19 protein-coding genes and 2 pseudogenes are annotated in these 22897 nt (G+C 54.8%); 7 read left to right on the plus strand and 14 right to left on the minus strand.

Annotation, left to right across the window (positions count from 1 at the left end):
- Positions 1-65 precede the first annotated feature (65 nt).
- The gene (locus HDF12_RS04730; protein ID WP_179581449.1) at positions 66-1346 is read left to right on the plus strand and encodes a sugar MFS transporter; all 1281 of its coding nucleotides are present in this window, start codon (positions 66-68) and stop codon (positions 1344-1346) included.
- On the opposite strand, the gene HDF12_RS04735 is transcribed toward HDF12_RS04730, so the two are convergent.
- On the minus strand, positions 1336-2112 hold the full coding sequence (locus HDF12_RS04735) for a UTRA domain-containing protein (protein WP_179581450.1): 777 nt from the start codon (positions 2110-2112) through the stop codon (positions 1336-1338). The two genes, HDF12_RS04730 and HDF12_RS04735, sit on opposite strands and share 11 nt — an antisense overlap.
- Positions 2113-2347: 235 nt before the next feature.
- On the minus strand, positions 2348-3514 hold the full coding sequence (gene nagA / locus HDF12_RS04740) for an N-acetylglucosamine-6-phosphate deacetylase (RefSeq protein ID WP_179581451.1): 1167 nt from the start codon (positions 3512-3514) through the stop codon (positions 2348-2350).
- A gap of 381 nt (positions 3515-3895) precedes the next feature.
- Here nagA and HDF12_RS04745 point away from each other — a divergent pair, with 381 nt between their 5' ends.
- From HDF12_RS04745 to HDF12_RS04755, 4 genes and pseudogenes are all read left to right on the plus strand, one after another.
- Positions 3896-5008: an SIS domain-containing protein gene (locus HDF12_RS04745; protein WP_373563842.1), complete on the plus strand. Its 1113-nt coding sequence runs from the start codon at positions 3896-3898 to the stop codon at positions 5006-5008.
- 423 nt (positions 5009-5431) lie between these two features.
- Positions 5432-5773: pseudogene (locus HDF12_RS23035) on the plus strand (Ig-like domain-containing protein); the annotation flags it as partial.
- Positions 5774-6028: 255 nt separating this feature from the next.
- A complete protein-coding gene (locus HDF12_RS04750; protein WP_373563843.1) occupies positions 6029-12382 on the plus strand; it encodes an Ig-like domain repeat protein in 6354 nt (2117 codons plus the stop codon).
- Between the two features lie 7 nt (positions 12383-12389).
- Positions 12390-12977 (plus strand): outer membrane beta-barrel protein, encoded by a 588-nt coding sequence (locus HDF12_RS04755; protein ID WP_179581454.1) that lies wholly within the window; start codon positions 12390-12392, stop codon positions 12975-12977.
- Positions 12978-13206: 229 nt separating this feature from the next.
- Here the strand turns inward: HDF12_RS04755 and HDF12_RS04760 are convergent, their stop codons facing one another.
- Both HDF12_RS04760 and HDF12_RS04765 read right to left on the minus strand, forming a co-directional pair.
- A complete protein-coding gene (locus HDF12_RS04760) occupies positions 13207-14607 on the minus strand; it encodes an APC family permease (protein WP_179581455.1) in 1401 nt (466 codons plus the stop codon).
- Positions 14604-15302: a YggS family pyridoxal phosphate-dependent enzyme gene (locus HDF12_RS04765; protein ID WP_179581456.1), complete on the minus strand. Its 699-nt coding sequence runs from the start codon at positions 15300-15302 to the stop codon at positions 14604-14606. The genes HDF12_RS04760 and HDF12_RS04765 overlap by 4 nt, the downstream gene beginning before the upstream one ends.
- 96 nt (positions 15303-15398) lie before the next feature.
- On the opposite strand from HDF12_RS04765, the pseudogene HDF12_RS04770 reads away from it, so the two are divergent.
- A pseudogene (locus tag HDF12_RS04770) lies at positions 15399-15697 on the plus strand (DMT family protein).
- Between the two features lie 95 nt (positions 15698-15792).
- Here the strand turns inward: HDF12_RS04770 and HDF12_RS04775 are convergent.
- From HDF12_RS04775 to HDF12_RS04820, 10 genes are all read right to left on the minus strand, one after another.
- Positions 15793-16044: a hypothetical protein gene (locus tag HDF12_RS04775; RefSeq protein ID WP_179581457.1), complete on the minus strand. Its 252-nt coding sequence runs from the start codon at positions 16042-16044 to the stop codon at positions 15793-15795.
- A gap of 144 nt (positions 16045-16188) precedes the next feature.
- Positions 16189-16962: an imidazole glycerol phosphate synthase subunit HisF gene (gene hisF, locus HDF12_RS04780; RefSeq protein WP_179581458.1), complete on the minus strand. Its 774-nt coding sequence runs from the start codon at positions 16960-16962 to the stop codon at positions 16189-16191.
- Between the two features lie 3 nt (positions 16963-16965).
- Positions 16966-17247, minus strand: coding sequence for a biotin/lipoyl-containing protein (locus HDF12_RS04785; protein ID WP_179581459.1), 282 nt, complete (start codon positions 17245-17247; stop codon positions 16966-16968).
- A gap of 3 nt (positions 17248-17250) precedes the next feature.
- A complete protein-coding gene (hisH, locus tag HDF12_RS04790; RefSeq protein WP_179581460.1) occupies positions 17251-17862 on the minus strand; it encodes an imidazole glycerol phosphate synthase subunit HisH in 612 nt (203 codons plus the stop codon).
- A gap of 47 nt (positions 17863-17909) precedes the next feature.
- Positions 17910-18521, minus strand: a complete 612-nt coding sequence (gene hisB, locus HDF12_RS04795; protein ID WP_179581461.1) for an imidazoleglycerol-phosphate dehydratase HisB — start codon at positions 18519-18521, stop codon at positions 17910-17912.
- Positions 18518-19624 carry a histidinol-phosphate transaminase gene (gene hisC, locus HDF12_RS04800; protein WP_179581462.1) on the minus strand — a complete coding sequence of 369 codons (1107 nt, stop codon included), beginning with the start codon at positions 19622-19624 and terminating at the stop codon, positions 18518-18520. The genes hisB and hisC overlap by 4 nt, the downstream gene beginning before the upstream one ends.
- On the minus strand, positions 19621-20880 hold the full coding sequence (gene hisD, locus HDF12_RS04805; protein WP_179581463.1) for a histidinol dehydrogenase: 1260 nt from the start codon (positions 20878-20880) through the stop codon (positions 19621-19623). Before hisD ends, hisC begins: the two co-directional genes overlap by 4 nt.
- Before the next feature lie 47 nt (positions 20881-20927).
- Positions 20928-21809, minus strand: a complete 882-nt coding sequence (gene hisG, locus HDF12_RS04810) for an ATP phosphoribosyltransferase (protein WP_179581464.1) — start codon at positions 21807-21809, stop codon at positions 20928-20930.
- Complete coding sequence (gene hisI, locus HDF12_RS04815; RefSeq protein ID WP_179581465.1) at positions 21806-22147, minus strand: phosphoribosyl-AMP cyclohydrolase; 342 nt, start codon at positions 22145-22147, stop codon at positions 21806-21808. Before hisI ends, hisG begins: the two co-directional genes overlap by 4 nt.
- A gap of 89 nt (positions 22148-22236) precedes the next feature.
- Positions 22237-22386: a hypothetical protein gene (locus tag HDF12_RS04820; protein ID WP_179581466.1), complete on the minus strand. Its 150-nt coding sequence runs from the start codon at positions 22384-22386 to the stop codon at positions 22237-22239.
- A 90-nt stretch (positions 22387-22476) separates the two neighbouring features.
- Between HDF12_RS04820 and HDF12_RS04825 the strand changes: the two genes are divergently transcribed.
- A complete protein-coding gene (locus HDF12_RS04825) occupies positions 22477-22785 on the plus strand; it encodes a ComEA family DNA-binding protein (RefSeq protein WP_179581467.1) in 309 nt (102 codons plus the stop codon).
- Positions 22786-22897 lie beyond the last annotated feature (112 nt).

Here is a 22897-nt window from a genome sequence, read left to right on the forward strand (position 1 = left end):
AATTTGGCAAAGCAGTATAGTCATCTAGACAATACGAGAAACGTGTGCACGAACAGGGGATTGAAATGGCACTTGGAGTCACGGGAGAAAGCTCTATCACCACGGTCGAGACCAGCGGCAAGAATTACACCGTTCCACTAATGCTGATGGTCTCTTTGTACTTTGGCATTGGTTTCATCACCGCTCTGAATGACATCCTGGTTCCTCACTTCAAGGATCTCTTTCATCTCACCAACGTCACTGCGCTGCTGGTCCAGTTCTGCTTCTTCGGAGCGTACTTCGTAATGTCGCTCCCGTCAGGATGGATCGTCGGACGGATCGGCTACAAGCGCGGGATCGTGGTCGCGCTGTCAGTCATGGGGCTTGGCCTGCTTCTGTTTCTTCCTGCCTCCATCATCATCTTTTATCCACTGTTCCTCTTCGCACTATTCGTCGTTGGCAGCGGCCTGGCACTTCTCCAGGTAGCCATTAATCCCTACGTCGGTGCATTGGGACCTCCGGAGACAGCGGCTTCTCGGCTAAATCTGGCTGGGTTCTTCAACTCGATTGCTACAACTTCCGCTCCCCGAGTTGGCGCTGCCTTCATCTTCATAGCCGCGGGTGCCTCGACGGCGCAACTCGCCCACTCTGTGCGGAAGCCCTACCTCATTCTCGCCATCTGCGCTTTTGCCATGGCAGTCATCACAGCCTTCGTGCAGTTACCCGACGTCATTGAAAAGGGCGATTCCAAATCCGGTGCTGATGGAAGCGCATGGAGCTTCAGCCATCTAAGACTGGGTGCGCTCGCGATCTTCTTCTATGTGGGAGCCGAGGTTGCCATTGGAAGCATCATGATCACCTATCTTGGCCAGCCATCGATGGGGGGCTTGAGCCACGAGGTCGCTGCGCGATACGTCTCCTACTATTGGGGGCTATCCCTGATAGGCCGCTTCGTCGGATACTTCGCGATGCGCTGGATTCGAGCTCAAAGGGCACTTGCTGTCGTCTCGCTGGTTGCTGCCGGCCTCATTGCTCTCACCGTCGCAGCCCATGGGCACATCGCTATGTGGGCGGTAGTTTTTTGCGGCCTTTGTAACTCGGTCATGTGGCCCTGCATCTTCCCGCTGGCGGTAAAGGGGTTGGGAAGATTCACGAGCCAGGGCTCCGGAATTCTAATCACGATGGTCGTCGGTGGGGCAGTGATCCCGGAAATTCAGGGTTTTCTCGCCGATACGCTTGGCTATCAGCACAGCTTCGCGATTGTTTTGCTTTGTTACGCTTACATTTTCTTCTTCGCAATCAGGGGGCATCGCAATCTGAACTCAGCCGATGCATCGCTCGCTCCGAGCGCAGCCCTTATTCAATAGTCGTGGTTGGCACGCGAATCGAAGCACGATATCTGTCGCCGCGATAACGGGAACAGGCTACCTCGATCGGTGTCTCTTCGGTGGTCATAATGGTCCGCGAGATAGAAAGGATACTCGCCTTCTTTGGGATTGTCAGTAAATCGGATTCTTCGCGAGTCGCGGGCAGCGCCTCGATCACCTCATCGGCCCAAGCCACGCGCACACCAAATGTTTCGCGAAGGACGAAGTAGAGGGATTGCTTCGCGAAATTGATCTTCTCAAGACCTGGAAATTGTTTTAATGGAATATGAGATAGTTCGAGCGCCATCGGAATTCCGTCAGCGAGCCGTAGTCGACGCAACCGCATCACAGCCTCTCCCGTTTCGACCTTCAACTGCTCCGCGAGTTCTGCCGTCGCTTTCACCACCGTTTGCTCGATTAGTTTTGAACTCGGGGCCATACCGAGATGCTTCATATCTTCGGTAAACCCGCGCAAATGCATGATGTTCTTCTCGAGTTTTGGTCGGGTGACAAACGTGCCGCGCCCCTTTTGGCTGATCGCGAAGCCGCTAGTCTTCAACCCGTGTAGAGCTTGCCGGGCCGTCATTCGACTCACCTGATAGATCCGCGCCAGTTCCTCCTCAGAAGCCAGAGGGTCCCCTGTGGATAGCTCCCCCGAGTGAATCTTTTCCATCAAGGCCCGCTGAATCTGGTAGTACAACGGTATGAATCCGCTCTTATCCAGGGGACGTACGGCTGAAACAGTTTGATTTTGAGGCTTCGACACTCTATCTCCTGAGACCTTCCGACATTATTTGTGTCTGCATGGCTCGCAGCGACGCCGGATGGGCAGTTTCAGCCAGCATCTTGTGGACACAACATATCGAAATAATTGACGTCCCTTGTCTTTTTAGTCTTAACGCGGTTCAGTTGTCTATACACACCTTGTCAGACGTGGATAACAACAGGTAGCGGATTCAGCGAGCTGTGTTGGCTGAACGCAAGATAGGAGCGACTCCACTTCATGCAATCATTGATCTTCCCGACAAGAAGGTTTGTATGACCTCCGCAGAAGGTGATAGCACGGTGATATTGGCTTCGCGACCCTCGTCGAGACTGCCCCAGCTGTCATCGATGCCCATCAGTCGAGAAGGATTTCGCGATGCGGCAGCGACAGCGGTATCCATGCTTGCGCTGGTAAAGTTGATGAAGTTCTGCACTCCGCGGTCCAGAGTCAATACGCTGCCTGCAAGAGTGCCATTTGAGGTGCAGCGCCCGTCACGCACTTCAACCTTCATGTCGCCCAGCATGTAAGTCCCGTCAGGCATTCCGGTGGCACTCATACCATCGGTCACCAGAATGATGCGGTCCTTATCCTTTGCTTTGAAGAAGAGCCTGACCATTAAGGGGTCCACGTGAATGCCGTCACAGATGATCTCGGCAAACAGTAAATGCTTATCCAGTACATAGGCCGCTAATCCAGGCTCCCGATGATCAATGGCCCGCATTGCATTGAACGTATGGGTTGCGGAACGCGCTCCAGCCACAAAGCCGGCATCCGCCTCGCAGACCTTGGCATCGCTGTGTCCCATGCTGCAACGAACGCCAAGCGCAGTGGCATGCGCGATCAGTTCAGTCGCCCCGGGCAGCTCGGGAGCAATCGTCATAAGGCGAATCTGGCCTTCTGCTGCCTGCCAGAAACGATCGAACAGTGAGACAGTGGGCACTTGCAGCAGAGCATCCGTATGTACGCCACGTTTCAAGTGAGAGAGAAACGGCCCTTCGAGATGTATTCCCAGAGGCGTGGCGCCACAGACGACAGCCGCCGCTCTCCGCCTGATCTCAGTCGCGAGTCCCGTCAAAGAGCGTAGAGTCTCGTCCGTCGGAGACGTGACCGTGGTCGGAAAGTATGCTCCCACACCCCGGCTGGAAAGATAGGACCCAATCGCGTCCAGCGCCTCCGCGTCGGCCTCCATGACATCGTGTCCAGCGCAACCGTGAATATGTATGTCGACATAAGCCGGTACCAGGGTGGCCTCAGGAAATCTATATGTTGCCTCTGTCAATTTGTGGTCAGCCGCGTTCAGGCTCTCTATCTGGCTGATCCGACCATCTTCTACTCTAACGAGCGGGTATTCGACCGCCGCGTCTGAACTTATGAGTCTCCGCGCCGCTATCGTACTAATCATTGCCGCCCTTTCGTTAACTCCACGCTAAACGCAAGCTCTAGTTAACCATGTTCTGAACCTTCGCGCGGACATCGCGAAGGCTATGAGCCGTCGTCACCACGTTCGCAAACAAAGCTATCCTTGATATCGCAAATCCAGTATAGTCGTACATACAAGTTTGGCGAAGCAGAGATTTCATCTTTCAATACAGGTCATTGTCGATGATGCATAGTCTGCATAAGCTTGATCTAAGCGACTGCTTCCCCCATAGCTCAACGGTAGTGCTCAACCGTCTTCAACGGGTCAGTTGCTCCGCAGCGCTGCCCGCCATCCCTTAACGCAACTAAAAGCAAACGGATGCCAAAGCAAATGACAGAACCGACGCTCACTCCGCAGGAGCTTGTGACATTTCCTCACGCCATGCTGCGTGAGATCTACGAACAGCCCCAAGCTCTCGCCGCGACTATCGAGCAATATGTCCCAGGCGGCGTTTCAACAGCAGAGACGTTTCAACCGGTTGTCGATGCCCTTGGGGGGCGGGAGCGGCTCGTTATTGCCGCCAGTGGCTCTAGCCGACACGCGGGTCTCGCTGGTGAAATCATGCTTGAAGATCTGGCTGGAATCTCTGTCGATGTCGAATACGCCAGTGAATACACCTATCGCTCAACACATACGCTGCATAATCCTGGCGTAGTCGTTATCTCCCAGTCCGGGGAAACAGCCGATACACTTGCCGCTCTCCGAGAGGCCCAAGCCCGGGGACTTGCCACCGTCGCGATCACCAATAATGCTCGTTCCAGCATGGCAACCGAGGCAAGCGCCTCGCTGCCAACTTTCGCCGGCGTTGAAAAGGCCATCCCGGCAACAAAAAGCTTTACCACGCAGCTCGCCGTACTCTACTCTCTAGCTCTTCACCTGGCTCGCGTTCGCGGTCGGATGACGCTGCAGACTGCTGAGGCTCACGGCCGCCAGCTTCAGGAGATCCCCGGTCTCCTGCGGACAGCATTGCCGGAATGGCAGAAACAGATTGACGCGCTGACGCCTCAGCTGGCAAGCTCTCGCGCGCTGCTTTACCTCGGTCGCGGTGCTCATTATGCGATCGCCCGCGAAGGAGCGCTTAAGCTTAAGGAATCCGCATATTTGAATGCCGAAGGATATCCCTCAGGGGAACTGAAACACGGTCCCAATGCTCTCGTCAGCAAGGACTCTCCGCTAATTATGATAGCCACTGCTGACGCTGGCGATCCCGATTCACTACTGCGTTATTCCAAGGTCCTACAGCTAATGAAGGACATGCGGGCGCAAGGTGCAAGAATCATTGCCTTGGCGACTAAAGGAGATCAGGAGGTCCCTCAGTGCAGCGACGCCTGCCTCTTTATTCCTGCTAGCAACGATCTGCTCTCAACAATTCTAGAGGTCGTGCCATTTCAACTGCTCGCCTACTCCCTGGCGATCAGTCGGGGCATCGACGTTGATCGGCCCAGAAATCTGGTCAAGGCCGTCACAGAGGAATAGTTCCCGGACAAGCTTCCATTACCAATCGACCCGTATTCTTAGACGCTGGAAGTAACTTCTGGCTCTAGGAGTGCCTACCCTTGTCCTACTTAGGCGGAGGCGAGTCGTGTCCCATTTCATTTAATAATCTATTCCAAGCGCAATCGCAGCGGGCTTCGTTTGAGTACAAGCAGGCCTCCCCATTGCATTTGTGGGGCTTCCTAACAATATCCAGCGAGATTGGGGCCAAACGAGCCATCGCTATGGTGCAACTTTCGTGTAATAGGTAGTGCCGACTCAGGAGGTTACGGTGGGTACTAAAGTTTGGTCGAAGTAACGAGCCAAGGGGACCCTATGAAGCGCTTGTCTCACCGTTCGCCTTGTTTTTCTGTCTCGGTTTTTAGAGGTATTCGCCGAACACGGGTTCTTTTCCCCCTCGTGTTGATGTCAATTCTTTCCTCCGCGGCCTTTGGAACAACGCCTAACCCAACGCCAACTGTCACGACATTGGCAATCTCAGCGACTACGGTCGCCTATCAGACACCAATTACCTTAACGGCAACCGTTACAGCGGGAAATTCGCCAATCAGTGCCGGTTTGGTGCTTTTTTGTGAGGCGACGGCGAAATTTTGCGAAAATAACTCCGCTTTGGGCATTGCGCAACTGACCTCTCCCGCAGCAACCGCGTCCATAAAAATCGGCAGCGGACCGATTGGAAACCACAGCTATAAAGCGGTCTTCAGAGCGAATAATATTTATGCCAGTAGTGAGTCAAATACAGTCACCTATGCAGTCACGGGCACCTATGCTTCGACCCTGACTCTGGCATCTACAGGCTCCATCGGGAACTACAGTCTCACAGGAACAGTCGCTGGCTTTGGCTCGCTCAATACAGGCCCCACTGGTAGTATTTCGTTCCTAGACACCAGCACAAGTAACAGTTTGCTTGGTACCGAGAACCTTGTCGCATCTACGCTTTCGACAACCTTCCTCCAAAATCAGCCATTTGCCATAGGAGGCAATGGCACCACCCTGAGATCCGTGGCAATCGCGTCGGCCTATCTCGACACCGATAACAACCTAGATGTTGTCACCGGGGACGCTGCCCAAACGATCTCTGTGCTCCTTGGTAATGGAGATGGAACGTTCAAGCCGAAGGTAAACTACGCCGGCTGCGTCGTTGGTAAAGCGCTCCAGATTCTCCTCGCCGATTTCAACCGAGACGGCGTCACTGACATTGCTCTCGGCTGCTCCGATGGTACGAACGGTGGTCTTGTGATCATCCTCGGCAGTGGGGATGGTAAATTCCAGACTCCCGTTTATTATCCGACGGGCGATGTTGCAAGCATTGCCATTGGAGATTTCAATGGTGATGGTCTTCTGGATATTGCGCTCTCCAATAAGTCACAGCAAAACATCACAATCTTTATTGGTGATGGCAGCGGCAAGTTCCTGCCAGAGGCAGTACCTCTCGTTACTCCCGCTCTTGCGCATGGTGTCGTGGTTGCAGACTTTAATCTAGATGGCAAGGACGATGTAGCCTACGCAGTCAACACCGCAACCCCGAATAGTTCGTTGTCAGATCTCTACCTCGCTCTCGGAAACGGTGATGGCACATTCCAACTCCCGACTTCTCCCGTCGCCACCCAGATAGGCGAATTTCTTACCGCTGGCGATACAAACGCCGACGACTTTCCAGACATTATTTCGAGTACGATCACGCGACCGGGAAGCGGCAACAATATTGGAAACAGCCTTTTTGTGCTTCTTGGAGATGGAAAGGGAGATTTCACGACGACGACCTATGTGTCTGACATTCCCTCGGATCCCCACCTTGCCGACGTAAATGGCGATGGAATCCCTGACATCATCGCAGGAGGTAGTACCGGTGCTCTCGTATATCAGGGCAATGGCGATGGAACTTTTCAGAACTATCAGGAGCCTGGCATAGGTGGCTTCGCCCTCACGTACGCTGTAAATGCCGGAGACTATAACAACGACGGCAACGCTGATCTCATCGGAACTGATGCGGACACACCTCGCGCTGCTGTTTCGCTGAGTCAGGTCCAACAGACATCTGTCGCCTCCGCCCTCACTCATGTCGCTGTCTTTCCACTTGGCAGTGGCGTTCATCAAGTGGATGCGAGTTATTCTGGTGACTCCATTTACATAGGCAGCCTCTCAGCCACAGTCCCACTCACTGCGGCGCCTGTAAATACCACACTCACTTTGACGGCATCTTCAACTTCAGCAATTTTGCCTGGACAGTCTGTAGTGTTGACCGCTGTCCTGTCTCCCTACACAGTCGGACCACCGACTACAACAACTGACACTGAGTCTGTTAAGTTCTTCACCGGAACTACCTTGCTTGGTTCCGGAAAGCTTGTGAAAGGAGTAGCCACCCTGACGACAACTGCGTTGCCGATAGGAGCCGACGCCCTCACTGCTACATTCGCTGGAGACTCAAACTACAACCCCAGTAATTCGAACATGGTAACTGCGACAGTTTCTAATGTTCTGCTGAGTTCTTCGCCAAACCCATCAACTTATTTGCAATCTGTTACCTTCACAGGAACCGTAGCTACCGGAAAAACTGGGACGATAACCTTCTTCGATGGCACGAAGAGCATCGGCAGCGGCGTCATATCGGGAGGCACCGCCACACTCACAACTTCTAGCCTTTCGGGGGGTGCGCATAACATCACAGCACAATATAGTTCTAGCAAATCCCCTGTCCTGGTTCAGGTTGTCAATAAGGCAACACCAACTGTAAGTGTCACGACCTCTGGGCCCAGCAACTACGGCGACACTGTTACGATCACAGCTTCGGTCCCCGCCGACGCGACTGGCACAATTGTCTTTACGAGCGGTAGTATCGCCCTTGGCTCTGGAACCATCACGAGTGGCACCGTATCAGTAACTACGAAGCTGCTGACACCGCCAAGCGATCTCATCACGGCCGCTTACAGTGGTGATGGCAACTACAACTCTGCTATAGGAACCACTCTGCAGACGGTGGCTAAAGACAGCCCCACATCGACTCTGACTTCCTCCGCAAATCCGTCCCTACCCGGAGGTCCAGTCACCTTCACAGATACGTTGTCAGCAAACCTATCTGGTACGGTCTCATTTGCGAGCGGTTCAACCCCTCTTGGGAGTGCAATACTGGCGAACGGTGTCGCCACATTCACGACCTCGACGCTTCCACTTGGTAATAATCTCATTACTGCCACATATGGTGGAGACGGAGATGACAATGCTTCCACCTCTACCTTGACTCAAGTCGTTGCGAAGTTGAGTCCTGCGGTGACAGTTACTACTTCCGGTTCGAGCATCTACGGCCATTCGGTCGCGATCACTGCGTCCGTGCCGCCCGGTCCGACCGGCACGATCACGCTAACCAGCGGCGGCGTCACCCTGGGATCAGGCGCAGTCACTTCAACTTCTGGAGCAGTGACGATATCGACCACGATATTGCCGGTAGGAAGTGATCTGATCACGGCAAACTACAGTGGAGACAACGTTAACAATCCGGCGACAGGAGCGACTACTCAGACGGTAACGAAGGCAACTCCTATTGAGACGCTCTCTTCTTCGATCAATCCATCTGCTGCGAACCAGTCAGTGGTCTTTACCGCGTCTGTTCCTTCCAATGCAACCGGTACAGTGACCTTCACTAACGGGTCGACTGTTCTGGGCACCTCAACCTTGATCAGCGGGATAGCGACGGTAAGCAGTACAGTCTTGCCGATCGGTTCCGATACGATCACCGCGACCTACAACGGCGATACGAACAACAACACCGCGACGGCGACTCTGACCCAGATAGTAAATAAGGCGACTCCGACAGTGGTTGTAACTACCTCCGGTTCGAGCACGTATGGCGGTCCTGTCACGATCACGGCGACGGTGCCCCCTGGTACCACTGGCACAATAACGATCACCAGTGGAGGAATGACGCTGGGCTCTGGAACAGTAAATCCGACAACCGGAACTGTAACCGTCAGCACGACGACTCTGCCTGTTGGCAGTGATCCCATCACTGCTTCTTATGGTGGCGATACGAATGACAACCCAGCCACCGGCACTACCACGCAAAGCGTGACCAAGGCCACTCCGATAGTAACTCTAACCTCCTCTGCCAACCCATCTGCGGTGAATCAGTCTGTGACCTTTACCGCTTCGCTTCCATCTGGCGTAACGGGCACGATGACCTTTACCAGTGGTGCAACTCTCCTCGGAACCTCAACGATAACGAGCGGAGCAGCAACCATCTCCACCTCCACCCTGCCGGCAGGAAGCGACACGATCACTGCTACCTACAGCGGCGATACCAACTACAACGCCGCAACAGCTAGCCTCACCCAGTCGGTCGGAAAAAATACGCCGCCCGTAACGGTGACAACCTCTGGATCTAGCACCTATGGTGGTTCGGTCACGATCACGACGACTGTTCCCCCTGGCACAACCGGCACAATTACTGTTACTAGCGGCGGCCTAACTCTTGGTTCAGGAACAGTGAATCCCACAACCGGAACGGTGACGATTACTACGACCACACTTCCGGTAGGTAATGATCCAATTACAGCTTCCTACGGGGGCGATACAAACAACAACCCAGCCACCGGCACCACCACCCAGACTGTGACCAAGGCCTCTCCTCAAGAAACCCTTTCCTCGTCGATCAACCCATCCGCCGCCAATCAGTCAGTTGTCTTCACGGCATCTCTTCCGTCGAACGCAGCCGGAACAGTAACCTTCACCAGCGGATCGGTTGTTCTGGGCACATCCGTATTAGTGAATGGGATAACTACTGTAAGCACTTCGACGCTCCCGATAGGTTCTGATCAGATCACCGCTACGTACAATGGCGATGCGAACAATAACTCTACAACCGCAACTCTGACACAGACAGTTAGCAAAGCTACGCCGACGGTCATTGTCACTACGTCTGGTTCGAGCACCTACGGCAATCCGGTCACGATTACGACGACTGTACCTCCTGGCACAACCGGCACAATAACGGTCACCAGTGGAGGCGAGACGTTGGGATCTGGCACAGTTAATCCCACGACCGGAACGGTAACAATCACCACAACGACGCTTCCGGTTGGTAGTAATCCGATCACAGCCTCCTATGGTGGCGATTCGAACGACAATCCCGCGACCGGTTCAACTACCCAAACTGTGACAAAGGCAACTCCTACAGTAAATCTGACATCTTCCACCAACCCGTCTGCTGTGAATCAAGCTGTAACTTTCACAGCCATGCTTCCGACCAGCGTAACTGGGACAGTGACCTTCACGAGCGGTTCGAACATCCTTGGATCGTCAGCCCTGACCAACGGCATGGCAACAGTAATTAGTTCTACGCTTCCGAGCGGGAGTAATACGATCACAGCCACTTACGGTGGTGATGTTAATTACAACACCGCGACGGCAACTCTTATTCAGTCAGTTGGTAAGACGACTCCGACAGTGGTTGTTACTACCTCCGGTTCGAGCACGTATGGAAGTCCTGTCACGATCACGGCGACGGTGCCCCCTGGTACCACTGGCACGATAACGATCACCAGTGGAGGAACGACGCTGGGCTCTGGAACAGTAAATCCGACAACCGGAACTGTAACCGTCAGCACGACGACTCTGCCTGTTGGCAGTGATCCCATCACTGCTTCTTATGGTGGCGATACGAATGACAACCCAGCCACCGGCACTACCACGCAAAGCGTGACCAAGGCCACTCCGATAGTAACTCTAACCTCCTCTGCCAACCCATCTGCGGTGAATCAGTCTGTGACCTTTACCGCTTCGCTTCCATCTGGCGTAACGGGCACGATGACCTTTACCAGTGGTGCAACTCTCCTCGGAACCTCAACGATAACGAGCGGAGCAGCAACCATCTCCACCTCCACCCTGCCGGCAGGAAGCGACACGATCACTGCTACCTACAGCGGCGATACCAACTACAACGCCGCAACAGCTAGCCTCACCCAGTCGGTCGGAAAAAATACGCCGATCTTGCCCCCGCCCGTTGTGTCGTCGTCTAACCTACCCATCGATACACCTGAGACTATTACCGAGACAGTCCCGACAGGGGTGACGGGTACAGTTACTTTTTCTGACGGCATAACTCCATTAGGGTCAGCGACCATTGTGAATGGAGTTGCAACTCTTACCGTTCCATCGCTGCCGCTCGGAGTTGATCCCATTACTGCAGCCACCTCTGGAGACGCGAATAATAATCCGGCTACGTCGCCACCTACTCTAGTAACAGTAGGAAAGACAGCCACAGTTGTAACTCTGACGTCGTCGACTAATCCATCGGCAGTTAGTCAGCCTATAACCTTCTCCGCGGTCGTACATCCTGGGGCAACTGGTTTGGTGATCTTCCTCGACGGTTCTACCACTCTGGGCACTGGAGTAGTCAATATCTCAGGAGTCGCAACCTTTTCCACATCGACATTGACGATTGGGTCTCACCCCATCACTGCATCCTACGGGGGGGACTCGAGCTATAGTTCATCCATCTCCTCGGTGTTAGTACAGGTCATCAGTAAGATCCCGACTATTATCACGATTACCGAAAGCACACCTGCCCAACTGATCAAGACTGGAATAACCTTTACGGCAAACGTCACGGCTTCTAGTCCTAACGCAACGGGCACGGTAACCTTCTTAGATGGTACGACCGTATTGGGAACGACTTCGCTTACCTCAAACGGAGGTGTCGCGGTGTCGCTCAACACGAATGCGAATGCGGCCCTGCTCACCGCGAATCTGGCAATGGGGACACATCAGATCGTAGCGGTGTATTCCGGAGACAGCACCTTCGCATCCAGCACGTCAGCTCCCGCGAACGACATTGTGGAAGACTTCACAAACACAAATAGTGGTCCCGCTAGCCAGAATGTCTTTCCGGGCGCGGCGACAAGCTATAACTTTAGCCTCGCTCCCATAAGCGCGACAACCTTCCTCAATGATGTGACAGTCACGGTCACAGGCTTGCCACCGGGTTCAACCTATACTTTTACTCCATCTGCCATCGCAGCTGGTAGTGGCCCCACGGGAGTGGTTCTCAACTTGCAAACCAGCAGTTCTCTCAGTGCGCGAAATTACTCACCCCAAGGACCTATTTCATCAAAGAATGAACTGTCAGTCGCACTCGGAATGCTTAGCCTTCTCGGCCTCGGAACAATGCGGACACTTCGAAAGAAGATGCCTCGTACTTTGATGCTGGCCCTCCTGACGCTCGGTTCTCTTCTGCCAATCGCCGCACTTAGTGGCTGCGCAGGCGGGTATTTCACTCTCACCCCCACGACCTACACCGTCACGGTAACCGGTATCGAAGGTACCGTCCAACATGCGGCAACCGCCACTTTGATTGTGCAGTAGGAGAAGGATGATGCATCTTCGAAGCGTCCTGTTAGTGGCACTTCTATCCGTTTTGTCCGGGATTCTGCATGCCCAGGCCATATCCATGGGCGGGATTCACGACGACATACCTCGATTCGAGCTCGGAGCCAACTATAACTATTTCCATGCGAACGCCCCTCCAGGCCAATGCGGCTGCTTCTCGCTGAGCGGAGGCAGCGGAACAATACTCATGAACGTGACCCCGAGGTGGGCCGCTGTAGCGGATATTGCTGTTGCGCATGCTAACCAGGTGGACAACACTTCTCAGAACATCACCATCGTCAACTATCTCTTTGGTGCGCGATACACTCGCCGCAACTCAAGTAGATTTGTTCCTTACGGGGAAGCGCTGTTTGGCGGCGCGAAGGAGGATGTTAACTTTCAGTTCACCATCAATCGCAACTCGTTTGGCCTGGCAGCAGGAGGAGGCGTAAGCGCACAACTTAAGCGACGATTGGGTGTTACCCTGGCTCAATTTGACTATGTCTACACCCAGATCCCGAACGCTAAGAACGATCGCCAAAACAATATCCGAGTAAGTACCGGCGTCACCTATAACTTTGGTTTCAAGTAGCTTGACATCTGTCGATTTTAAGTACTTCTGCTTTACCAATTCAATCATGTAGTCTATCCGTGCACCCCTTACTCACTAATGGGACACAACTAAATTAGTGATCTCGTTGACCTGACTAGCAATGTCGTTCTAGGTAGGATTCGCCAAAAAGATCTTACCGAGCAGGTGACCGTACCAAGCGATCCGCCAGATTAAACTACAATTGATACCGAAGGTAGGTCTTTTCGGATCAGCTTCGGATGCCTTTGTAGCGAAATCCATACACAACCGAGCCCGCTGCCAGGATCAGCCCGGCTGTCCGCATCTCTCGCAGGAAGTTCGGTCGTGAAAAGAGGATGAAGACAAATCCACCCAGCGCCAGCAGCACAGGCAGCGGATACGCTGGCATCCGGAACCCTCGCGTCTTGCGCTCGCGGCGGTGCTTTGGTAGCAACGCGGCTGTTCCCTGTAGTAGGAATTGAAACAAAATGCGAATCACTACAAGAGTCGTGATGACTTCCTGCAACCTGAAGATGCAGCACGTCAGTGTTATGCCACCGAGGGTCAAAAGGGAATGCATTGGGACTCGATGTTTCGGGTGTACCGCGCCAAACCATGAAGGGAAGTTACCATCTCGTGCAGCAGCGAAAGGGATACGCGAGTATCCGAGCAATAACGCAAACACAGATGCAAGTGCTGCCAGAGCGATTAGCAGAACGATCACTCCGGCGGCAGTATGCCCATACAGCTTCTCCATGAAGACGGCCATAGTAAACGTACGGGCGTGGCTGTCGCTGTACTGTGCCATCTCTCGCCATGGGAGCACGCCGAGAACGCTAATGTTCATCAGCACGTACAGAGTTGCGACAAGACCGATTGAGCCGAGCACTGCGCGGGGGATGGTTTTTGCGGGGTCGCGGACCTCGGCGCCTAGGAAGCAGACCCCGTAATAACCCCAATAATCGTAGGCTGAGATCAGCATTCCAGCGCCGAGGCCCGCGAAGAATGCATGGTTGATGTGAAAGGCACCGGGCGGAAAGTCGAAGGCTAGACGAGGGCTGAAGTGCATAAATCCAACCACGATCAATAACACCAACGTGAGACCTACAACGACTCCGAGCCAGCGTGCGATTCGACCGATGGCGAAGATGCTCCGGTGCAGAATGACCAGGGCAGCAGCGCATGCACTCATCGCAATCAGCGTCTGTCCGCTTAGTACTACTGGAACCCCAAAAAGCGATGCGGATGCAAAAGGGTGGCCCGCGTTTGGAAGAAAGAAGGAGACGTATTGTGCGAATCCGATGCATCCTGAGGCGATCGAGAGTGGCGCGCTGATCAGTACCTGCCACGCGTAGAGAAAAGAAAACGCCCGGCCCCAGGTCTTCTCTCCATAGAGGTGCTTTAGGTAGGCGTAGGAGCCGCCGGCCTCAGGGTAGGCGGTGCCGAGTTCGCTCCAGATCAAGCCGTCGCAGAGAGACAGGAGGGCACCCATCATCCAGCCGAGCATCGCCTGCGGTCCGCCCATGACTCCGACGATCAGAGGGAGCGTGACGAACGGGCCGACTCCGACCATGTCGATGACGTTGAGGCCGAGCGCAGCGCCGGTTGAGAGGCCGCGATGGAGCTCATTTGCTCTGGGCTCGGAGTTCATCCGGCGCTGGCCACGATCCGTTTGCCGAAGAGTGCGGTCCCGACTCGGACGCAGGTGCTGCCTTCTTCGATGGCTACCTGGAAGTCGTTCGACATTCCCATCGAAAGCTGCGTCAGCTTCGGGAAGCGAGCGAGCGACTGGTCTCTCAGGCCGCGAAGGTCGCGGAAGTAGGGCCTCGCCAGCTCTGCGTCCTCGGACCATGGTGGAACCGTCATCAGGCCTACGGCTTTGATCGACTCGAGCGGCTCCATCGCCTCCAGGAGAGCGGGTAATTCTGCCGGAGCGAATCCATGTTTTGACTCCTCGTGGCTCAGCTTAACCTCTACCAGGATTGGCAGCTTCTTTCCTAGTGCTTTAGCGGCTGCGTTCAGCCGTTGTGCGATCTTCAGCGAGTCGACTGCATCGATCGCGTGGAATAACTCGGCTGCGCGGGCTGTTTTGTTGGATTGAAGCGGGCCGATGAGATGGAATTCAGCGTCAGTCAGTGCGGCGAGATGGAGAGATTTTTCTTGAAACTCCTGTACCCGGTTCTCACCGAAGAGGCGCTGTCCGGCGGCGTAGGCCTCCAGGATGACCTCGACCGGATGGACCTTGCTGACTGCCATCAGGGCTACTTCGCTGTAGGAGCGATTGGCTCGGCGGCAGGCTTCGTGAATCTGTTGATGGAGGTGCTCGAGGTTTCCGGCGATGGACATGCTCTTTGCATCTTATCGTTAGCTTCCAATTAGATTGACTGGAGACAGAAACGAACTATGTGGACCATCTTTTTGCTGATTGGGTCGAATATTTTTATGACCTTCGCCTGGTATGGTCACCTCAAGTTCAAGGAGGTGCCGCTGTGGAAGGTGATCCTGGTCAGCTGGGGCATCGCCTCTTTGAGTACTGCCTGCAGGTACCAGCCAATCGGATCGGGTCGAAGACCTTCAGTCCGGATCAGCTCAAGGTGATTCAGGAGGTGATTACGCTGACGGTGTTTGACGTCTTTTCGACCTTTTACTTTGGCGACAAGTTGCACTGGAACCACTTTGCTGCCTTTGGGTGCCTCGGCCGGCGCGTTTTTTATGTTTCACAAGTTCTAGACCTCGGCTGACCCTCACCCCCCCTCCCCCTGGGAGTATTTTTGGCGTAAAGTATTTGGATGGAGTGGTTTACAGAAGTAATAATATACTTGACTGAATAAGTCTGCTATGATTCAGCATGCCTTACTGCCGAGGTGCGCATCTCAAGATCAAACGGGCCGACAAACACATTGCGGATCTTGAATCTTGCATTCACCGCCTGAAAAAGGGACTGATCGTTGCGGCTCATGTAGACGCGAGTAGTGGATGTGAATACATCGAGTGCGACTTTGCAGGTATCGAGGAAAGAGATATTCGAGATGATCTCGCCACAATCATCGGTGACGCCGTCCACAATCTTAAGTGCGCTCTCGACCATGTTTGGCTTGAGACGATTACCCGCCTGATCCCGTCCTACGATTGGGAAAAGACTAAGTTCCCCGCCTATCCCACCTCTGATTTGCTTGAACTTAAGCTCAGGGAAGTGACCGCCCTCCGCGTAGGAGACCCGTTCGGCAGGACATCAGCAGGGCAGCCGAACCGGAACCCCAGCACGCTGCAACTCCGCCTTCAACTCCCGTGAGTCCGTCACGCCGAAGTGAAAGATACTAGCCGCCAGCGCCGCATCCGCTCTCCCCCTTCCAAACACCTCAACAAAGTGCCCTGCAGTCCCCGCACCACCCGAAGCAATCACCGGAATCTGCAACGCCCCGCTCACCATCGCGGTCAACTCACAATCGAAGCCACCCCGCATCCCATCGGTATCCATCGAAGTCAGCAGAATCTCCCCCGCCCCTCGCTCCTCCGCCTCATGAACCCAATCCAACACCCGTCGCCCGGCAGCCTTCCGACCACCACTCACAAAAACTTCAGCCTCTTCCACCCCGCGTCCTTCAATTCGCCGAGCATCGACCGCCACAATCACCGCCTGCGCTCCAAAGCTTCCACCGATCTCTCCAATCAACTCCGGCCTCGCAATCGCCGACGAGTTAATGCTCACCTTATCTGCGCCCGCATCGAACACAGCCGCAGCATCCTCCGCACTTCGAATCCCTCCACCAACCGTGAAAGGCACAAACAGCGCCGCAGCCGTCCGTTTAACCGTCTCGAGCAGTGTTCCGCGCCCCTCATGTGTAGCCGTAATATCCAGCAGCACAATCTCATCCGCTCCCGCCGCAGCATGACGATGCGCCAGTTCCGCCGGATCGCCCGCATCGACGATGTCCACGAACTGCACACCCTTCACGACACGGCCGCCTCGCACATCGAGACACGCGATGATCCGCTTAGTCAACATCGGCTATCCCAATCTCAGCGGCACCGCCGCTGGCACGGTCGCCGACTCACCCTCACACACAATCCGCGCCAGCGAGTCTCCATTCTCGATCACCGCCCCATGCTCCACAAACCACTCCACCAGCAAACCCTGCCTCGGCGCCGGTACATGAAATTCCATAGCCCCATCCGTCAAAGTACAAACCGCCTGCCCAGTTCCCACAAGCGACCCCGCCGGCACCAGCTGTTGAACAAACGTGTAAGAAGGTTCTTCCGCCGCAATCTTCAACTCATACAAAAAAGGCATATTCTACAGCTCCACAAAGTTCTTCAAAACCTGTAATCCCACCGCGCTCGACTTCTCAGGATGAAACTGCACTCCCATCACATTGTGCTTCTCGACCACTCCCGTAAACGCCCCGCCATATTCTGTAACCGCTGCAGTTGCATGAATCACCGGGGCGCGCCACGAATGAGTGTAGTAAACAAATCCACCATTTTCGATCCCACGCATCAACCTGGAATCAGCACTCACCCTCTCAAGCGAGTTCCATCCCACATGTGGCGACTTCAACTCCGCGCCCTCGAACAGAGCAGGGAACCGCTCGCACATTCCCTCAAAGTGTCCCAACCCCTGCACACCCGGAGCTTCGGTCGAACCCTCAAACAACCACTGCAACCCAACGCAGATCCCCAGGAACCATGAGCCCTTAGCAACACTCTCCCGCACCGCATCCGCCAACCCAAGCTCGCACAACAGGGAAGTAGCCCGAAAGTGTCCTACCCCTGGCAGCACCACCTTCGCCGCTCCAGCCACCACCGCAGGATCCTGAGTCACCACCATCTCGCGCGCACCAAGATAGTGCAGCGTCTTTACAACACTGGCCAGGTTTCCCGCTTTGTAATCGATAATCGCGATCATACAATCAGCCTTATTCGTACATGTGACGAAGAAGAAAATTAAGTCCGCTAAAGTAGTCCCTTCGTACTCGGCAACATCTCCCTCATCCGCTCATCCCGAGAACAGGCCCCACGCAGCGCCCTGGCAAACGCCTTGAAGATCGCCTCGATCTTGTGATGATTGCTGCGCCCATACATCGTTTTCACGTGGACATTTGCTTTGGCGCCGCGCGCGAAGCCGTCGAAGAAGTCGGCCAGCAATTCGCTCTGAAAATCTCCCACCAGCCGCACCTTCACTTTATCGTCGACAACATAAGCAACTCGTCCACTAAGATCTACCGCTGCGACAGCAAGAGTCTCGTCCATTGCCATCACAAAGTACCCCGCGCGCATGATGCCCTTCTTGTCACCCAGCGCTTTCCCAAATGCCTCGCCAAGAGCAATCCCCACGTCTTCCACGGTATGGTGCTGATCGACATCAAGATCACCCGAACACTTCAACGTGAGATCAAACCCTCCATGGCGCGTAAACAGCTCCAGCATGTGGTCAAAAAAACGAATGCCGGTCGACACTTTGTACGCACCTTGCCCGTCAATAACGAGCCTCAACGAGATCTGCGTCTCTGTAGTATCGCGCTTGATTATTCCAGAGCGCACCTTCAAAGTCTTCGCCGCCGTCATACCGCAGCGCTCCATTCAATCTCCTGGAGGGAAGTCTTCAACGCATCCAGTCCACGCGTCACGTGTTCTTCAATTCCAATGGTGATGCGCACAAAACCATCACATCCAGGATCGGTCGATCGATCTCGCAGCAGTACCCCTTGCCTTCTCATCGCGCCTACCAGCGCCGCATGCTTTGGCCCAATATTCATAAGAACAAAGTTTGCATGACTAGGAAAGAAGGGAACCCCCAGCTCTCGCAGCCCATCCATCATTCTCTGCCGTCCAATACGAACCTGCTCTGTGTACCAGGAAAGATATTCCTCATCGGCAACAGCAACTGGCAGACAAGCCAACGCTACTCCATTCACGTTATACGGCGACGACACCTTGCGCAGACTCTTCAAAAGCGCTGCATTCCCGGCCAACAAGCCGACTCGCAAACTAGCCAATCCATAGGCCTTTGAAAACGTCCTGGCTACGATCACGTTCGGCACCGTCGACAGATCTTCAAGTATCGACTCGCCGTGGAAATGGTAGTAAGCTTCATCAACCATCAACACCGCGTGAGGAGCCGCAGCGGCGATCGCCAGCAGATGCTCTTTGCTCACCGTTGCTCCGGTCGGATTATTTGGCGAAGCAACGATAATCAGCTTCGTCTTATCCGTGATAGCAGACATAAAGCGTTCGAACGGAAACTCCATCGTCGCATCTGCCTGTACCTTTCGCAGGTGAGGCGTCATCATCTTGATACTCACGTCGTACATGAAAAATGTCGGGGTCGCAATCAGCGCTTCGTCATCCGCCTCGAGAAACGCCACACACATAAGGTGAATCGCTTCATCGACGCCGTTTGTCAGCAGTACCTCCTCTGTCTTTAATCCGAAATGCGTTGCAACGACCCTCTCCACCGGTTCCCTCTCGGGATACTTCGTTAGCCCCTCGGCTGTAAGCGCCAGTAACTTCTCTACGACCCGTGGCGAAGGCGCAAACGTGTTTTCGTTGAAGTCCAGACGCAACGCGTCACGTCCAGCCAACGGGGGATGGTACTCCGGCATCTCTAGTACAGCCTTGCGCGGCTGCACGATTTTTCTATCTGTAACCAAGTCAGTAGCAAGACTCATTTCATCCTCACCCGCACGCTCTCTGCATGTCCCTTCAGTCCCTCAGCTTCCGCCAGTGCGATCGCATGGGGACCCAACTTCTTCAATCCTGTCTTCGTGTACTGCTGCACTGTAATGACCTTTACAAAATCCACCACACTCAATCCACCTCGGACCCGGCCGAAGCGCCCGGTCGGCAATACATGATTCGGTCCTGAGACGTAATCACCCATCGACTGCGGCGCGAACGCTCCGACAAAAACAGACCCAGCATTCTGAACCCACTTCAGATCGGCCTCCGAATCGACGGTTAAATGCTCTGGCGCAAGTCGGTTCGTTAGCTCCTGAGCTCCGCGTACTGAGGCGGTCACAAATAAGCATCCGCGCGCCGCCAGTGACTGCTTCGCAATCTCATTCTCTCGCGTCCGCAACTTCACCTCTGCCTCAACAGCCTTCGCCAGCTCTTCCTTGCTCGTAATCAGAACAGCCAATGTCTCCGGGTCATGCTCTGCCTGCGCAACCAGATCTGCCGCGATCCCCGCCGCGTTTCCGCTTTCACTGGTTACCACAATCTCCGTTGGGCCAGCCGGCATATCGATCCCGCATTCATCCGAAGCCAGCATTTTGGCCGCAGTCACATAAAGATTTCCCGGCCCAACAATCTTATCGACTCGCTCAATAGTAGTCGTGCCGTAAGCCATAGCTGCAATCGCCTGCGCTCCGCCCACCCGATAAAACTCCGTTACCCCGGCGAGCCATGCCGCAGCCATTGTCTCTTTTGCGGGCTTCGGCGAACACACCACAATCCGTTCCACCCCAGCGACTTGCGCAGGAATCACTGTCATCAACAGCGTCGAAGGCAGTGGATAGCGCCCTCCCGGCACATAGCAGCCAACGCTGCCCAACGGCCGCACGATCTGCCCCGTCCTCACTCCATCCACCGGGGAGATCGTCCACTCCTGCGGCAGCTGCGCCTCGGCGAATGCAAGAATATTTCCTCGCGCCACCATCATCGCCGCTTGCAGTGCCGGTGCAGTCGAATCCCAGGCCTCCTTCATCTCATCCCGCGACACCAACAACGTCTGACCCTTCGCAAGCCCATCGAACTCTACCGCATACTTCGCCAACGCCCGATCACCGCCCTTGCGCACCGCTGCGAGAACGCGTCGCACCACTGGCTCCACGCGCGCCGTGTTCACAGCCCCTCGCCGCTCCAGCGATTCGATCAATGCATCTGCCGCAGCTTTGCCGCGGCCAAACGTCTTTACCAGCTTCATCACAAAACTCCAGAGGCAACTCGTTAGCCTAAAGCAGGAACGATCTCCTACAGCACAACCTTACTCAGTGGATACTCAACAATGCCGGTAGCACCTGCAGCTTTAAGCTTAGGAATCACCTCGCGCACCAAAGCTTCATCCAAAATCGTATTCAACGCGACCCATTCCTGATCGCTCAACTGCGATACTGTCGGCGAGTTCAACGCAGGCAACTCACCAACGATCTTCTCCAAATCGGCCTTCCGCGCATTCAACATCAAACCAACTCGTCCCTGTGCAGCAATCGCGGCATTCAGCATCAGGGAGATATTCTCAATCTTCTCCCGCTTCCAGGCATCTTTGTACGCCGTTTTATTTGCAATCAACTGAGTCTCGCTCTCCATCAGCGTCTCGATAATTCGCAGCCGATTCGCGCGCAACGACGACCCTGTCTCGGTCACCTCGACAATCGCATCAGCCAGAGTAGGAGGTTTCACCTCGGTCGCGCCCCAGCTAAACTCCACCGTCACAGGAATCTTCTTCCCGGCAAAGTACCGCTTCGTAAACTCAACCAGCTCAGTAGCAATAATCTTCCCCGCAAGGTCCTCCGGCTTCTGGAACGGTGAGTCTTCCGGCACCGCCAGGACCCACTTCACCTTCTGACGGCTTTGTTTCGAGTAAGTCAGACTCGTGACGTACTCCACGTCCGTCTCATTCTCTAGCACCCAGTCATTACCCGTCAGCCCGGCATCCAGCGCCCCATGCTCCACATACCGCGCCATCTCCTGCGCCCGCACCAGCATGCATTCAATCTCCGCATCATCGATAGAAGGGAAGTAGCTCCGCCCGTTAGCGAAGATCCTCCACCCAGCGCGTTCAAACAGCGCAATCGTCGCGTCCTGCAGACTGCCCTTCGGTATTCCCAGCTTCAACCGCTTCGTTTCGCTCACTTCGCCTCCATCGCAATATTTTTCGTAAAGCAGCTCACTGTACCCTCGTGACAAACCAACCCATCGCCCTCGACTTCAACTTTGAACAAAAGCGCATCGTTGTCGCAGTCGGTCGACGCCTCGATCACCCGCAGCCGATTACCGCTGGTCTCACCCTTCATCCAAAGCTTCTGCCGCGTCCGGCTCCAGAAAGTGACAAATCCAGATTCCAGCGTCTTCGCGTAGCTGACCTCATTCAAAAAACCGAGCATCAGCATCTCGCCCGTCTTCGCATCCTGAACGATACCCGGGACAAGGCCATCCATCTTCGCAAAATCTATCTTCACTGTATTCACCATCTCAGTCTCCCATCTTCATCCGCGCAAGAAAAAGGCCCGCTCGCGGTATGCGCGTCAGCGGGCCTTTCGAAATCCTTAGTAAGCGTTCGTTACTTCGCCACTCCGGACACAGCCGCCAACACGCTCTTTGCGTGATGATGCGAATGGCCGTGATGGAGGTGCAGTCTGCTCATCTCCCCTTCAGGGTAGCGTTCAGCCTTGGAGAAGTCAACCCGCGCAGCGCCAGCCGCACACTTCATCGCCCTTAACCCAACTTGTTCGTTGACGCAGCCCACACACTCTCGTACTCTTCCGCTGTAAAGTATTCAGCCCAAAGTAGGAGATCCAAGATGCTCACTCTTCGCCACAAACTTCTCGCCGCCGCGCTCCTGCTCTTCGTCGCCCCGGTCTTCTCGGTTGCCCAGGCCTCCAAAGCAGGCACGCCAGCCGCCGCCGCAGCCGCCGCGCCGCTCGACATCAACACCGCCACCGCTGACCAGCTCAAGGCCTTCCCAGGCATCGGCGATGCTTACTCGAAACGCATCATCGACGGACGCCCCTACACCGCAAAGAATCAGCTCGTCACCAAGGGCGTCCTCCCCAAGGCCACTTACGACAAGATTAAGGACCAGATCATCGCCAGCCACCCCAAAAAATAGGCGGTAGCTCGAGCCCTTGCTCAGGCGGGCATCCGGACCAGGATGCCCGTCCCATTTAACCCGTTATCTTTATCCTCGAAACTCCCACGCCGCTGCTACCATCTCTCCAACT

This window comes from Tunturiibacter gelidiferens (genome assembly GCF_013410115.1).
GTDB lineage: Bacteria > Acidobacteriota > Terriglobia > Terriglobales > Acidobacteriaceae > Edaphobacter > Edaphobacter gelidiferens.

What these genes read in the sequence shown, in the direction of transcription:
- HDF12_RS04730 (WP_179581449.1), top strand. Translation starts at nt 66, where the DNA reads ATGGCACTTGGAGTCACGGGAGAAAGCTCTATCACCACGGTCGAGACC.
- nagA (WP_179581451.1), bottom strand. Translation starts at nt 3,514, where the DNA reads ATGATTAGTACGATAGCGGCGCGGAGACTCATAAGTTCAGACGCGGCG.
- HDF12_RS04755 (WP_179581454.1), top strand. Translation starts at nt 12,390, where the DNA reads ATGATGCATCTTCGAAGCGTCCTGTTAGTGGCACTTCTATCCGTTTTG.
- HDF12_RS04760 (WP_179581455.1), bottom strand. Translation starts at nt 14,607, where the DNA reads ATGAACTCCGAGCCCAGAGCAAATGAGCTCCATCGCGGCCTCTCAACC.
- HDF12_RS04765 (WP_179581456.1), bottom strand. Translation starts at nt 15,302, where the DNA reads ATGTCCATCGCCGGAAACCTCGAGCACCTCCATCAACAGATTCACGAA.
- HDF12_RS04775 (WP_179581457.1), bottom strand. Translation starts at nt 16,044, where the DNA reads ATGGTCGAGAGCGCACTTAAGATTGTGGACGGCGTCACCGATGATTGT.
- hisF (WP_179581458.1), bottom strand. Translation starts at nt 16,962, where the DNA reads ATGTTGACTAAGCGGATCATCGCGTGTCTCGATGTGCGAGGCGGCCGT.
- HDF12_RS04785 (WP_179581459.1), bottom strand. Translation starts at nt 17,247, where the DNA reads ATGCCTTTTTTGTATGAGTTGAAGATTGCGGCGGAAGAACCTTCTTAC.
- hisH (WP_179581460.1), bottom strand. Translation starts at nt 17,862, where the DNA reads ATGATCGCGATTATCGATTACAAAGCGGGAAACCTGGCCAGTGTTGTA.
- hisB (WP_179581461.1), bottom strand. Translation starts at nt 18,521, where the DNA reads ATGACGGCGGCGAAGACTTTGAAGGTGCGCTCTGGAATAATCAAGCGC.
- hisC (WP_179581462.1), bottom strand. Translation starts at nt 19,624, where the DNA reads ATGAGTCTTGCTACTGACTTGGTTACAGATAGAAAAATCGTGCAGCCG.
- hisD (WP_179581463.1), bottom strand. Translation starts at nt 20,880, where the DNA reads ATGAAGCTGGTAAAGACGTTTGGCCGCGGCAAAGCTGCGGCAGATGCA.
- hisI (WP_179581465.1), bottom strand. Translation starts at nt 22,147, where the DNA reads ATGGTGAATACAGTGAAGATAGATTTTGCGAAGATGGATGGCCTTGTC.
- HDF12_RS04820 (WP_179581466.1), bottom strand. Translation starts at nt 22,386, where the DNA reads ATGAAGTGTGCGGCTGGCGCTGCGCGGGTTGACTTCTCCAAGGCTGAA.
- HDF12_RS04825 (WP_179581467.1), top strand. Translation starts at nt 22,477, where the DNA reads ATGCTCACTCTTCGCCACAAACTTCTCGCCGCCGCGCTCCTGCTCTTC.